The sequence below is a fragment of the Pseudomonas sp. Irchel 3A5 genome (assembly GCF_900187575.1).
Taxonomy (GTDB): domain Bacteria; phylum Pseudomonadota; class Gammaproteobacteria; order Pseudomonadales; family Pseudomonadaceae; genus Aquipseudomonas; species Aquipseudomonas folii.
This window is the reverse complement of sequence record NZ_FYDU01000012.1, coordinates 154,077-167,761: the sequence shown is the minus strand read 5'-3', so window position 1 is coordinate 167,761 and position 13,685 is coordinate 154,077. Positions and strand designations below refer to the sequence as shown.

At 54.9% G+C, this 13,685-nt stretch carries 14 protein-coding genes; 4 read left to right on the top strand and 10 right to left on the bottom strand.

Annotation, left to right across the window (positions count from 1 at the left end; translation table 11 throughout):
• The first annotated feature begins 9 nt into the window (after positions 1 to 9).
• The gene (locus CKW31_RS20210) at positions 10 to 951 is read left to right on the top strand and encodes a LysR family transcriptional regulator (RefSeq protein ID WP_095099069.1); all 942 of its coding nucleotides are present in this window, start codon (positions 10 to 12) and stop codon (positions 949 to 951) included.
• A gap of 65 nt (positions 952 to 1,016) precedes the next feature.
• On the opposite strand, the gene CKW31_RS20205 is transcribed toward CKW31_RS20210, so the two are convergent.
• Positions 1,017 to 1,346 carry a DUF2790 domain-containing protein gene (locus CKW31_RS20205; RefSeq protein ID WP_095099066.1) on the bottom strand — a complete coding sequence of 110 codons (330 nt, stop codon included), beginning with the start codon at positions 1,344 to 1,346 and terminating at the stop codon, positions 1,017 to 1,019.
• Positions 1,347 to 1,600: 254 nt separating this feature from the next.
• On the opposite strand from CKW31_RS20205, the gene CKW31_RS20200 reads away from it, so the two are divergent.
• Positions 1,601 to 1,807 carry a hypothetical protein gene (locus tag CKW31_RS20200; RefSeq protein WP_095099063.1) on the top strand — a complete coding sequence of 69 codons (207 nt, stop codon included), beginning with the start codon at positions 1,601 to 1,603 and terminating at the stop codon, positions 1,805 to 1,807.
• 121 nt (positions 1,808 to 1,928) lie between these two features.
• Here CKW31_RS20200 and CKW31_RS20195 read toward each other — a convergent pair whose 3' ends face one another.
• Positions 1,929 to 2,414 carry an immunity 22 family protein gene (locus CKW31_RS20195; protein ID WP_256582678.1) on the bottom strand — a complete coding sequence of 162 codons (486 nt, stop codon included), beginning with the start codon at positions 2,412 to 2,414 and terminating at the stop codon, positions 1,929 to 1,931.
• A gap of 87 nt (positions 2,415 to 2,501) precedes the next feature.
• Here CKW31_RS20195 and CKW31_RS20190 point away from each other — a divergent pair, with 87 nt between their 5' ends.
• Positions 2,502 to 3,758, top strand: a complete 1,257-nt coding sequence (locus CKW31_RS20190) for a M20/M25/M40 family metallo-hydrolase (RefSeq protein WP_176469929.1) — start codon at positions 2,502 to 2,504, stop codon at positions 3,756 to 3,758.
• 48 nt (positions 3,759 to 3,806) lie between these two features.
• On the opposite strand, the gene CKW31_RS29885 is transcribed toward CKW31_RS20190, so the two are convergent.
• The 8 genes from CKW31_RS29885 to CKW31_RS20150 all read right to left on the bottom strand — a co-directional run bounded on the left by CKW31_RS29885 (position 3,807) and on the right by CKW31_RS20150 (position 11,552).
• A complete protein-coding gene (locus CKW31_RS29885) occupies positions 3,807 to 4,673 on the bottom strand; it encodes a hypothetical protein (RefSeq protein WP_176469928.1) in 867 nt (288 codons plus the stop codon).
• 25 nt (positions 4,674 to 4,698) lie between these two features.
• Entirely contained in the window at positions 4,699 to 5,655 is a 957-nt protein-coding gene (locus tag CKW31_RS20180) for a DKNYY domain-containing protein (RefSeq protein WP_095099057.1), read from the bottom strand.
• 42 nt (positions 5,656 to 5,697) lie between these two features.
• Entirely contained in the window at positions 5,698 to 8,133 is a 2,436-nt protein-coding gene (locus tag CKW31_RS20175; RefSeq protein WP_095099054.1) for an alpha/beta fold hydrolase, read from the bottom strand.
• Between the two features lie 42 nt (positions 8,134 to 8,175).
• The gene (locus tag CKW31_RS20170; RefSeq protein ID WP_095099051.1) at positions 8,176 to 8,658 is read right to left on the bottom strand and encodes a cell division protein; all 483 of its coding nucleotides are present in this window, start codon (positions 8,656 to 8,658) and stop codon (positions 8,176 to 8,178) included.
• A 126-nt stretch (positions 8,659 to 8,784) separates the two neighbouring features.
• Positions 8,785 to 9,564 (bottom strand): hypothetical protein, encoded by a 780-nt coding sequence (locus CKW31_RS20165; protein WP_141230170.1) that lies wholly within the window; start codon positions 9,562 to 9,564, stop codon positions 8,785 to 8,787.
• 123 nt (positions 9,565 to 9,687) lie between these two features.
• A complete protein-coding gene (locus tag CKW31_RS20160) occupies positions 9,688 to 10,119 on the bottom strand; it encodes a hypothetical protein (RefSeq protein ID WP_095099045.1) in 432 nt (143 codons plus the stop codon).
• Positions 10,120 to 10,172: 53 nt separating this feature from the next.
• Positions 10,173 to 10,769, bottom strand: coding sequence for a hypothetical protein (locus CKW31_RS20155; protein WP_095099042.1), 597 nt, complete (start codon positions 10,767 to 10,769; stop codon positions 10,173 to 10,175).
• 213 nt (positions 10,770 to 10,982) lie between these two features.
• Positions 10,983 to 11,552, bottom strand: coding sequence for a hypothetical protein (locus CKW31_RS20150; protein ID WP_095099039.1), 570 nt, complete (start codon positions 11,550 to 11,552; stop codon positions 10,983 to 10,985).
• Positions 11,553 to 11,989: 437 nt separating this feature from the next.
• Between CKW31_RS20150 and CKW31_RS20145 the strand changes: the two genes are divergently transcribed.
• Positions 11,990 to 13,684 (top strand): molecular chaperone HscC, encoded by a 1,695-nt coding sequence (locus CKW31_RS20145; RefSeq protein ID WP_095099036.1) that lies wholly within the window; start codon positions 11,990 to 11,992, stop codon positions 13,682 to 13,684.
• Position 13,685 lies beyond the last annotated feature (1 nt).

The window sequence follows — 13,685 nt, the reverse complement described above, 5'->3', positions numbered from 1 at the left end:
GAGGTGGACGTGACCGACTCTTCCCGCGATATTTCTCCGTTGCTCAATGACCGCCTTGACTGGAATCTGCTGCGTACCTTCCGGGTCATCGGCCAGGAGCTCAGTATCAGTCGCGCCGCGGCCAGAATGCACTTGACCCAACCGGCGGTCAGTCAGGCACTCAAACGTCTGGAAGAACAACTGGGTTGTCAGCTCATTGCCCGTCGCGGGCCACGTTTTGACCTCACCGAAGCCGGAGTGAAAATTTTCGCCCTGGCGGGTGAGATGTATGGCCAGGTCTCGCAAGTGAGCAACACCTTGCAGATGCCAGGGGACGAAGTGATCGGCAAAGTGCGCCTGTTGATGATCAGCCGGATTGTGTCGAACAACTTTGATAATTTCCTGACGGAGTTCCACCGTCAGCATCCACGGGTTGATCTGGAAGTCGACGTGATGCGCAGCTCCGATATCGTCAGTGCCCTGCTGGAAAAAACCGCCACCCTGGGGCTGAGCCTTAATCGCCGACCACAGCCACGGCTGGAACAACGGCTGTTTCAACGCCAGCGTTATGTATTTTTCTGCGGCCGAAATCATCCGCTGTATGGTCGCACCGACCTCAACCAGAGCGATCTGCAGTCAGAAAACTTCGTCAGTTTCACCAGTGATCAAATCGGTGGGATGCTCTCACCCTTGACCATCTTTCGTGACCAGCAGGGATTTAGCGGGCGGATTGTGGCGTCATCTTCAAGCCTCGAAGAAATCAGGCGTCTGGTCATTGCGGGGATTGGTTTGGGATGCCTGCCGGAGCATGTCGTGGTTGATGATGTGGAGCAGGGTCTGCTGTGGCGAGTGCCGCCTCTGGAGGGTGTTGCGGATGTCGATATTCACTTGCTGTGGAACCGCGAACAGCGCATGAGCCGTGCCGAAACAGTGTTTATCGAAGGACTGGCAGCGCGGCTGGACAATCCATGAAGCGTTTAATCTTCTTGATCAATCCAGCCGCACTTTAATAGAGAAGTGGAACAAGCAGTTCCTGATCAGTTTTTATTTCGGCAATCATTCAACGCTTGATACTTGACGGTATTCAACGCGCCTTTGGAGTCTTCATAAGTCATCAGCTGCGGGTTAACGCCGCACGTTTTGGAAGCTGAAGACATACGCACAACTTTCTCGACATCCAGTTTCATACCGTACTCATACTTCACGATGCCGGGTGGCGTCTGGTTTTTCTCGGCGGCATAATCCGCGACAAACGCCTGGTGCTCCTTGATAATCTTGCTGGCTACCGGATCATGATCGCTGGAAGCGAAAGAAGTAGCAGGTACAAGTACGGCAAGTGCAAGCATCAACGATTTAGCGATTTTCATTTTCTCTGTCTCCGTTTAGTGGGTGATTGAAAGATAACAACCCATCGCTAACAATGACGTGGCGCAAAAATGACGATTTGGAAATCTTAAAAAAAACGTTGAATTCCTGCCAACTCGGTTAATAACAATATTGTAATTATTCACTCACCGTCCTGTTAGCTTCGAAATTTATACTCGACGCTAACACTGAGGAGCACGACGCAGGTGGCTTCAAGACTCCGCAGTAACTGCCCTTAAACAGAATGGTAATTACGATGAACCTGATCAAATCCATAGCCTTCACAGTCGCCGCCCTATCATCTGCTGCGGCAATGGCCCACGACGGAAGTGAGCGCGCCAGCCCGGCCGCTGAAAAAATCAAGATTGTCCAGGAACAGCGCTTCAACGATCAACTCAACGAGGCGTCGCGCCTCGTTAACACCGAGAAGAAGACGTCGGTTGACGAACCTGAAAAAGGTTAAGGATTAACTTCGGTTCCACTCTATTCACCTTTAGCAGCTGACAAGCTCCTTTGGTCAAGGTGAATCTTTAGCGCCCTTCGGGGCGCTTTTTTTGCTTGTTAATTAACTTGGCAGCCCATACTCAGTTAGCTTCGAACAAACCAAGATAGCGTAAGCCGTTATAAGTTTTTTCAGGCGAGATGCTGATGACTCCATCACCGTCGGTGTACCAGAAGACTGCGTTGGCTTCAATAATGCCTAACGCTGCGCAGGCATTTTTGGCCCTTTCCCAGTCACTCGAATCAATGGGAGCGTCTTTCAGGATTTCATCAACCGTGACCGGTGTGTCGCGCCGCGCAATGATGCCTATAAAATCTTCGTCATACCATTTGACGCCTACATCCTTGCAGAAACCGCAGACCCGATAGTCAGGGTCGTCAAAGCCATCTTCCGTGGAATAATCCAGCTCAAAATATTGTAGATATTCGCTTTCGGGCGAAAAGTTAATGCCCACCCACACATGAACGTATTCATATTTTTCCAAATCATACGTGATCATTGACGCCCCCCATTGCAGACACCCGCTATGATAAATGCCTGTCGCACTTAACGCATCAATACTCTTCACATTGGCACCCTGCATTTTTTGGGTGCAGAACGCGTCGCGAGTCGTTAGGGTACTTTGAATAAATCCAACCTGTTCAAGGATCCACTCATGCCGTTGATGTTTTCGCGTTCTGCCCTCTCCTGTGCGCTGGCGCTTGCTGTCACGCTGGGAGCGAGTTCCCTCGCTCAGGCTGCCACACCCGACGCACGGGTTCAGTCGGCAGCCGAGCAATACAAGGAGCCTGCGCTCAAGTTGCTGGAGCAATTGGTAAACATCGATTCCGGGTCGGGTTACGAGCCAGGTTTGACGCAAGTGAGCACGATCGTTATCGAGGCATTAAAAAAGCTTGGAGCGACCATTGAAACCGTCCCCAATACTGCACCCGACAAGAGCAAACACGTGGTTGCAACGTTCAAAGGCACGGGTAAAGCAAAAATATTGCTGATGGCGCACATGGATACCGTGTTCAAGGAAGGTTCGGCCGCTGCCCGGCCTTTCCATATCAAGGACGGTCGCGCTTACGGGCCTGGGGTGATGGACGATAAAGGCGGGATTGTCGCTGGCATCTACGCGCTGCAGATTCTGAAAAACCTCAATTTTACCGACTACGCGCAGATCACCTTCCTGCTGGACGCCAGCGAAGAGACGGGTTCGGCTGCCGCGACCGAGCTGATCAAGACAACGGCCAAACAACATGACGTGACGTTGAACCTTGAGCCAGGCCGTCCAGCCGATGGCCTGGTCGTGTGGCGCAAAGGCAGTGCCACGGCAGAGGTAGAGGTCAAAGGCAAAGCCTCGCACGCAGGTGTTGCGCCAGAACTGGGGCGGAACGCGGCCATGGAAGCGGCCCACCAGATCCTGCAGTTGGGGCAACTGGGCGATGCCGAGAAGAAGACCACCATCAACTTCACCACCATTAATGCCGGTGACCGGACTAACGTCATTCCCGATCATGCCATTGCCAAGGCCGATGTTCGTGCAGCGGTGCCCGAAGAGTTCGACCGCATCGAGAAAGACCTTGCGCGAGTGTCGGCAGATAAACTGATCCCGGATACCGAAGTCTCGACGCGCCTGGTTCGTGGACTGCCACCCATGCCGCAGACCGCGGAAACCGACAGGCTCGTGAACATCGCTCAGGGTATCTATGGCGAACTGGGGCGCAAACTGACCATCGAAGGCAGCGGCGGAGCAGCCGATGCAAGTCTGGCGGCGAGTGTCGGTGTACCCACGCTGGACGGCTTCGGCATCGTCGGCGGCAACATTCACACCCCCGAAGAGTACGCCGAAGTCGAAAGCGTCTCGCCCCGCATTTATTTGCTGACGCGCATGATCATGGAGCTTTCTGGCAACCCGTCCAAACCATAACTGACGAGCTTTGGCGCTGGGGCCTTACGAACGGTAAGGTACCCCACGCTACCAGTCGCCCCGCCACTGCTCGACAAATTCAGTGTCTCTGGACAGACCGACTCTCTCCCCCAATTGGTACAAAGCCTCCATCAGGGACTCGCGTCCCACTGTTTCAATCTCATCTTCGAACTGGTTAATGTGCAGCACCGCTTTTTCGAACAGCGGCAGCGCGCGCTCAGCCGCATCCGCGCCCTGTAATTTCAGCACTTCAACATAAAGCGCAGAGACCACAGGATAAATTTTAACCAGAAGCTCCTCATCCCCTTCCAGCAACTGAAGTCCCGTTTTTACATCCGGCTCAGACATCGAAGCCTCAGCCCTTTCCTTGCGGGACAAGAGCAGCGCCTCCGGGGTTTTTAACGACGGGAAAATAAATTGCTTGCTGTCATCCCAATTGATACCCGTGTCGTAAAAAAAGCGCAGCCTTTCTTGCAGCTTGACCGGGTCGCCGTTAACGCCGCAGAAGTCATGACTTTCAATGATCTCAAGATCTTTCTCAGGACATAGATCAGACTTCAGCACCGTCGCCCCTACACTCGAGTAACGGTCGCTCAGTTCTATGAGGTCAGCGGTGTATGTGCCCTCTGACACCCACCTGAAATCCAGCATTTTTTTCAGTATCGGGCGTTCGTTGATCTTCACTTCACCTGCGGTCAGGAATCGCATGAATAGTTTCTTGACCGACTTTTCGGCAATAAACAGGCAGAACACAATGGGGCTGTCATTTAAATCAACGCCCGCCCATTCATCGGCCGTTCTGAAGGTGTCAAAAAACTCCATCAGGCCGTTTTTTCGCATCTGGGCAAGGGTATAGATGCCCTCAGCGACTTCGACAACGAGCACGGCATCATCAACCCACTTGATTGTTTTCACTGTCCAGACGCCTCTTTTAATAGGGTCAACCTTGCGGTTGAGCAACCAGTTTCGCTTCTTCCATGAACCCGTGTTCAATCAGGTAGCGCTTCCCACCACTGATGACATAGCTCTTGAAACCTTCCCGCGACAATTCAAAATCTGCAGTGGCGAGGTTACGAAAAAGCGTAGGACGCGCGCTCTTGTAAAGAAACAGGATGTCGTCTCCGACTTTACCTATCAGTGGCTTGGCATAGGTGGTGTTCTGGCATTCCATGATTTCCCCGGTGCAGTGCCCGCTTAGCCATTCAACCTTGGTGAGGTCGATGTATGGGAGCGACCATTCACCAATGAACAGATGCTGGTTGTCCCTGGCATACGAGTAGCGCTGTAACTTGTCTTTGGCATTGAGATTGACCGCTGAATAGTCACCGAAAGGAAAAATGACTTCAAAGCTCTTTGGATCGGCGCCTTTAATCCGGGTAGCACCGAGATATACCGTGGTGCTGTCCATTGAGTAGGCAGCGACTTGATTCGCCTGATAAGGCGTCAATCCAGCCTGACTGGAGCGTGCGACACGAAAGTGTGCGGCATCGGTACTGAGCAACCAGAATGTGCGTCGTTCGATAGTTTGGTGGATTTGCAGCCCGGCAGGCAGGTAACACACCGGATTGAGCCCCTGCGCTACTGATCCAACGCCTGTACCGCTACAAGGACTTTCGCGCTCGCGGGACACTCCACCCAAGTACACGCGGCCATCAACGATCTGGAAACTGTCTTTTCGCACGGCATCTTTTTCCTTGGAACAGTCGCGCTCCCGATCAGGTGGGCGAGGGTTCGCGAAGGTCTCGGCAAAGGTCGTATCAAACCAGCTTTCGGTACAGCTGAACGTCTCAAACGCCTGACCCTTCAGCGGCAGCCACAACGTAAAACACAGCACCACTATTTGCGCCGTCGAACAGCGTTCCAGGGCACGACTTCTGTTTGGCATTTCCTGCTCCATGCACAGCAACCTGTTGACGCCGCCAAGGCTTGGCGCGCCTGTTCACTCGACCAGTGTTAATGCACCATCGACATACCGCACTTCGCGCCCGAGCCACGCCGGGTCGACATCGGGCATCACCGCCGAGGGTTTACGCAGCTCGCGCAACAAGGTCGAACCATGGGACAGACGCCCTCCCATGCGCGCAATCACCGCCCGGGCGTTCTGATAATGTGCATGACGCCCGGGGTCCAAAGTGTCTTCCAGCAAGATATCCTCGCCCAGAACGCCCTGGACCTGCCCCGGATAAATCATGAACCCGGTGGCGTGTTCGGTTCCCTCACTGCCGTCCTGCCAAAAACTGCCAGCGCGGTTGCGAACATCCGCATGTGGCGCAAACCAGTACGCTCGGTCAGTCTCTGGCATGGCGTGATGCAGGCGAAAAAACACCCGCATCAGGTTATCGCGATACCACTCCCGCACCTGCAGGTAATAGCCACGCAGACCGGGCAAACCTGCGCAATGCGCAAGTTTTATAGCGTTCGACCACGCCGGGAATGCCTGCAACGGCAGGTCTGTCAGCGCCGGACGGGCAGTCGCCGGATCGGTTTCCCACGGCAACCGATGAGGACAATGTTCAAGGTCATGGTAGGCGGTCGGCGGGCGCCCCAAGAGGTCGCCGCCACTGCTGGCAAGTGCGGTGGCAATGCACAGGTTGCCCTGCACCACAAACACATAAAAGCGGGTAAACCAGTCGGCCAACTGCCTGCCATCAGCACCTTGGGCCTGAAGGGTGCCGAGTTCCCGGTCAAAACGCTGTAATTGCTTTTCCAGCGTCAACAAATGCCCGCGCGCGATGCGTTGCATGCGCAGGAACAGTGGCAGCGAACGCAGCAGTCGCATGGGCCGCCAGGGCAGATGCGGCGTTGCGCCACCGACTTCACCGGCGTAGCTGCTGGAGGCAACGCCCCAATCGGCCAGGCGAGCGAGAAACAGATCATTGTTGATATAGGAGGCAGCGCCAAACAAGGCGGTAAACGGTTCGTTGTCCTGCAATACCCGAGGATCCCAGCGCGCCATGATTGCCGGAATACTGCCCGCAGCGCGGCGCTGAGCGTGCTCCACGAGGCGGCTGGGCTGCGGCGGCAGGATCTCGGCGATGTTGGCGGCGGTCAAGTGACGACGCCAGCCGTAATCACTGATCGGTCGGTACTGCAGCAGCCACAGTTGGCGGCCATCCCACGCCCACTCGACATCGCCCGGCACATAGTGAAAGACCCGCAATATACCTTGCAGAAAGTCCCAGAGTTTTTCTTGGGTCAAACCGTGAGCTGACTTGAACGCGTGACTGCTCCAGGAATCACCCAGACGGGAAATGACTGCGCGCTCAGGGCTTGCCTGGCCATCAGCCAGAGACTCAAGGTGGCCTTCAACCCACTCCAGCTCGACGGCCAAGTGACGAACGAAAGCAATCCCGGAAAGCACCGGTGTAATGAACCGCTGAACAACCACTTCTTCGACGCCGGCTTCATGCAGTTCGGCGACACGCGCAGAGACGTTGAGCGCAGGTTCGCGCAGGAAAGTGGTACTCAGACCCGCGTTCGCAGAGTCGGCCTGATCCTCGCCAAAGCTGGAGGAGCGAACCGCCCAGATGGCATCCGGCTGGCTGGCAAGAAATGCAGACAGACCGCACTCGTCACCTTTTACCAGTGACAACGCTGGCGGTACCGGTTGCCCGGCGCAGGCAGCCAGACGCAAGCGCCCGCCCTTGGTATGGGCGACAAATCCGCGCTGCTTCGATTCCAGCCATTGTACAAACGCGGCGGGCGAATCGATCCACGGATAATGTCCCCATCCTGGCTGCAAACTGATGGTCAGATCAGCGCGGGCCAGAATGGCCGACCATGCCGCGGCCTGCTCAATGCCCAACACCCCATCCTGATCGCCCCAGACCATTTCGATCGGGTCTTGCACCCACTCCAGCAAAGGCAACGCGGTGTCGGCCCGCAACAGATCCCAATACGGGACAAACGAACGGCAGCGCGCATACCCTTCACCCATACGCTGATAGTGACTGGTGGGCCAGGTCTGCCGGGAGAACTTGCGAGCAAACAGTGCGGGCTTGTTGGCCAATAACCAATGGATGGTCTTGCGAATCGGCAGTGGCGACATCAACGCCGGCAAACGACGCTGCCAGAGAAACGCCCCCACCGGCGCCAGCAATACGCTCCTGCAGAAATGCCCCGGGCGACGTTGCAGCGCATGCATCACCAGCAAGGCATTGACCCCCACCGCCACAATTGCGCTGCCGCTCACAGTCATCGTTAACAGTGCCTCGGCGTAGCTCGCCAGATCTTCGCAAGGCGGCTGAGGGTTGCTGCCGAAACCTGGCAATTCCAGGGCGATGACCTGATAGTGCTCGAAGTGGGGCAGCGCGTCGTCCCACCACTCGGCGCTACTGCCGTTGCCCGCCAGCAGATACAGAAGCGGCTTGCTCATGCGTGCGCCTCAAGCAAGGTAACCAGGCCCAGAAGCATTCGGTTAGACATTGCTGGGTCCCTGGGCGACGGCGCCACGTTGATAATTACGGTCATGGCGATACAGCCACACCAAAGGGGGTAGCAGCATGAGCAGTGCAAAGGTGTCGAGCCACAGGTGCGACCAGACCCCGACCTGAATGGAAAGCAGTATGTCCTGAGGCGCCCAGAGCACCAGACCGGCGATCAGCCAACCCCAGACCATCGGTGTTTTCTGACGATTGCCAATGTGCACCAGGGCCAGCATGTATAACGAATAGCTCTGCAGCGTCGCACCAAACAAGGCGAGCCACCACGTCTGTTGGGCTCGGGCAGACGTCGGCGCCGCGCCGGTCCAGAAAACCTCTTCAAGGGAGCTCAGGTAGTTATCAAACAGGCCTGAAGGAGCGGCCCATGTGAGCACCACGCTCGCCAGCAAATGCCCCGACACCATGACATACAGCCACATCACCAACGAGCGTCGGCGAGTCAGAAATGAGTACGACATTCTGCGTCCTGCAGCGTCCGTAAAAGACACCATTTAAAAGTTTACCAACGGGCTAAATACAATGGACATCGCCCACAAGGGGCTGATCGAGAAACCTTGCGACGTAACCGCATCGCGGCTCAAGCATCAGGTTTTAGCCAACGCCCTTTTAACAGCCTCGGCTTTGAGCGCTTTGGTTTTACCGTGCTCTGCCAGCAACTCCAGCGTGTTTTTACTGGCCTTGGGATGGTTGAGCAGGTACTCGTGAAGGAGTTTGTTGCCAGCCCGAATGAGCTGCAAAACAACCGCTGGATCGTTGTAGTCTTCTTCGAAGCGCATCATCTGGCTTTCCAGCCGATAGTGCCCTTCAGCGGTTTGCTCCGAAGTGTCCTGAGCGAAAATCTGCACCCGTAATTCATCCTGCTCCAGCACGTGTACAAATAAGAACACGGTAGTAACAAAGGTCAGGGATTTACGATTGGTCGCGGTTTGCGGAAGGTACACCTGTGAACAGAAATGGAACATTTGCCCGTTACAGGTGGGGATACTGGCCTCCGACGCATTCCATCTGGGTGGGCGACGTAGAAAGAGAATGTCTTTCTTTTTGATCATGTCAACGCAAACAGGCCGCGTGGCCTCCCCTTTGCGGCTGTACGTCACTTCTCCATTTTGTGAGAGCGGGTGGTAAATCAGCGTTCCACTGTTCAGTTGTTTCTCTATGACCAGGTAATGAACCCGGAACAATTCACCATATTCAGGGTGGACACAGTCGCTGACCTTGCCGCCAAACAGATAGAGTTCCCTTTCAATCTGGCTGCCCAGAATCTCCAGGTCTGTCTGCTCGAGTCTGATCCGCTCGATAAATACAGCCTGGTTGCCTTGTATCTCTGGCCAGGGAATATCCAGCAACGGATCCTTGCCGTTCATGTCTACGCAGATCATGGCTGCTTCAGGTGAATTCTTCACGCTATCGACCTTTCCCAATGAGCAGAACATCTCCTGGTATTAACAGGCCTGAGCGCAGACGCGACGCGATCAGGCCAGACACCGTTACTTCTGGTCGAGGTACTCAGTCAGGAACCACTGTGGACGGCCAGTCATGGACAACTCGTCGTTGTACCTGACGTGCAGCTCCTGGCTTTCACCTGGCAAGTACAGTTCGCCAGAGTCCCGATCAAGTCGCAATACTTCGTAGGACTTGCCGTCCTTCTGGACGGAATAGCGTGTGTCCTTGTTGGTTTTTTCCACTTTCATTTTCTGAATGCGCAAATTCCACTCGTGATCAACACCCGCTACCTGCACCAACGCCTCATTGGCAGAGCGATCGCCGATGCGCAGGACCCAGACCTTCGCGCCCTTCTCGCCGCTGTAAGCGAACATTTTATCAGCGACTTCCGGGCGGGCTTCTTCAGCCATCGCAACGGATGAACCCAACAGGCAGACACTGAAAAGTACTGCCCAAACACTCCTGATTACTGACATCGATTGTCTTCCTTAGCGAGAAAAAGTCCGGGGATAATACATAAATAAAAACATTAATGAAGGGTGGGCAACGCATCCAATCCACTGTCAGGGACTGGACTTCTGCGCTGCCACTTGAAGTTGTGAACTTCCACACATCGCTCGACGGTTTCATTCCAGACGACTTCAAACCCAGCAGTTTTCAATACTGTGGCCAACCGTTGCCCCACCTTGAGAGCCGTTGCAGGATCATCATTGACCGCCCCAAAGGCGATGAACAGAACATCGCTCTTAACAACGCACTCGACGTCTTGCCCATGGTAAAAGCAAAAGCCGTGGTAATGATCATCGGGGGCCTCGTTAAGCACTTCCGCCACTTCCGTGAACCCATCCGACGCTTCATAGCCTGCATTCTGGAGGGCACAGATACCGTCTTCATGAAGGTGATAGAACACTTCATCGAGTCGATCGCAGGCAGTCACCTCCGGCCAGTCACGCTCTGCGTCAAGCTTGCGTTGCAACTCCGGCAGGATCGACGCCTTGAGCGTGGCCACGTCACAGTGATCGTCAATGATGTCATCGACCATCCCGTAGATTTCTTCGTACGTATAGAAACCGGACCACACCCACATTCGGATGCTGTCCGCAACGTGTCCATTACTGTCTGCCATTGACACCTCGCCAGCGTAAACAATCAATAAAGACCGGAGGTTATCCGGCGTATATACCGGACGCTAATACCGTTGTCTCTGGCTATTGATGCACCCTTAAAAACTGCACATCCTTGCAAACGCCTGTCATGGACTCATGAACCGGGCTGTAGTTCTGGATGCGCATGTTTTTTTACCCAGGAAAAATCTCCAGCGGGTGCGAAATCAATTCGCTCATACCCGGTCGATCCTGAAATCCCATTGATCAAAATTCGCCTCATCACTCAACACCGGCAACGACTCAACGGCATTGATACCCAACTGATACACGTTGAGTGGGAAGCCTTCATTCAACTGGCTGAAACCAGTGATGCTCAATGCGTAGAGCCCCGGTGAAATATCCAGATAGTCGTTATTGCCCAAGCGGTCCGATAGCCGGGCTTTGTAATTCAGAAAGAACTCAGGATCCCAATCCGTCAGGGCATGCATATCGGCAACAATCAGCAGGCCGCTGATGACTCTCAGTGGAATATCCGCATATCGAAACACCGCCTCATTGCCTTGTTCAAAGGGCAACTTTCGCTCATCGCGCAAACGAAACACATAGTCTTCTTCGGGCAGCGGATACAAGGGCACAACCGCCCCACTCTGGACCGCCAACCGTCCTGTTTCGCTTTGTTCGATGAACACCTCAAAGAGGCTGGAATCATCCGGACAATGCTCAGCAGTAAAACGGCTCAACACGAGCGGGTCAAAAATAACCACGCCGGGGCTGAAAGTTTCAATGTTTGCCTCAGTTTTCATCCGTCACTTCCACAGGTTGATGCTGATATTAAGTTCATGACCGATGCGTAGGGCCGAATTTATTCGGGACGCGGCATCACAGGCCATAAACAGACTGCGTATGTACCGGCCCTTCGCGAATGAATTCGCTCTTACAAGAGTCACTGATGACGTGGGACCGGCTCCAGCCGGGACGAGGCCGGGAAACACGCTGAATCTTTATCTGCAGAAATACCGGCTTCCCGGCCAAAGCCGGTCCCACGTCGTCAATCAGATTGCGGACAAACATGGAATCTCCCACCGAATACTCAAGCGTGCCAGTATTGAACCATCATTTCAAAACGTGATCTCAAATGGCTACGTTCAGCCTGTGCCGTTCAAGGAAGAATGCCTTCATGACAGCCCTCAGTCTGATTAACAGTAATGCGCCGTCGAGCCAGGGATAAGGGAACACATTGATGATTGTCGGAATTGACCTGGGCACCACTAACAGCCTGGTTGCCGTCTGGCATAACGATGCCAGCGTACTAGTGCCCAATGTACTGGGCAGTCTCCTGACGCCCTCGGTCGTGGGGCTGGACGAGGAAGGCCGGATACTGGTTGGTCAGGCTGCACGCGAGCGCCTGCATACTCATCCAGACCAGACTGCCGCGTTGTTCAAACGGCACATGGGCAGCGCCCATACCGTTCAGTTGGGAACACAGTCATTTCGTCCCGAAGAACTGTCGGCACTGGTACTGCGCAGTCTCAAGGAAGATGTTGAGCGTGCTTACGGCGAACCGGTGGCTGAAGCGGTCATCAGCGTCCCGGCCTACTTCAGTGATGCTCAGCGCAAGGCCACCCGCATCGCGGGTGAACTGGCAGGGCTGAAAGTCGACAAACTGATCAACGAACCGACCGCAGCCGCATTGGCCTATGGCTTGCCTCAGCGCGACAAAGAGACTTCGTTCCTGGTCTTCGACCTGGGCGGCGGCACCTTTGACGTGTCAATTCTTGAGCTCTTCGACGGCGTCGTGGAGGTCCGTGCCAGCGCTGGCGACAACTATTTGGGCGGCGAGGACTTCGACCATTTGCTGGCCGAGCGTTTCATCCAGACCCAGCGGGAACAGCTTGATTTTCCCGCACCGCAGTCGATCATCCAGCCGCTGCGTCGCGAAGCCGAACGTGTGCGCCAGGCACTGGGTCAGGACAACGACAGCGAATTCGTTTTGCGGGTAGATGGCAAAGAGTGGAAGCACGTTTTCACCCAGGACGATATGAGCACGTTGTTTGCCCCCCTGATGGAGCGCCTGCGCAACCCCATCGAACGCGCGTTGCGTGATGCCAAAATCCGCATCAACGAACTCGACGAAGTATTGCTGGTGGGCGGCACCACACGCATGCCACTGGTACGTAAACTCGCCGCAGGCCTGTTCGGTCGTTTTCCTTCGATTCATCTCAATCCTGACGAAGCCGTGGCCCACGGCGCAGCCATACAGGCTGCGTTGAAATCACGCAGTGCTGCACTTGAGGAAGTGATACTTACGGACGTCTGCTCCTACACCATGGGCATCGAGATTTCGCAAAGAGTCGGCAGGGAGCGTGAGGGCGGCCACTATTTACCGATCATTGAACGCAACAGTACGGTCCCGGTGAGCCGGGTTAAAACTGTGTCGACGGTTGATGATTTTCAGGACAGTGTGATGGTCTGCATTTACCAGGGCGAAAGTCGCCTGGTGCGCGACAACATTGCCTTGGGTGAACTGGATATTCCCGTCCCACCACAAAAAGGCCCCGTGGATCTCGACGTACGCTTTACCTACGACAACAACGGCATTCTGGAATGTCAGGTCAGCATTCCCCTGACCGGCGAGCAGCATGTACTGGTCATCGAAAATAACCCGGGCGTATTGAGCAGCGAAGAAATTGCCAAGCGTCTGCAAGCGCTTGCCGCACTGAAAGTGCATCCCCGTGATCAGCAAATCAATACGCTGCTGGTCGCCCGTCTGGAGCGCATGTATCAGGAGAGCCTGGGCGATCTTCGTGAGGAGATTGACCGTTGTGCAAATCGGTTTCAGCAGGCATTGGCAACCCAGGACGAACGCATCATTCGTCAGGCCCGTAGTGACCTGAGCGAGCGCATCGCGCGGCTGGAAAGAGGCGGCGGGTACTGAG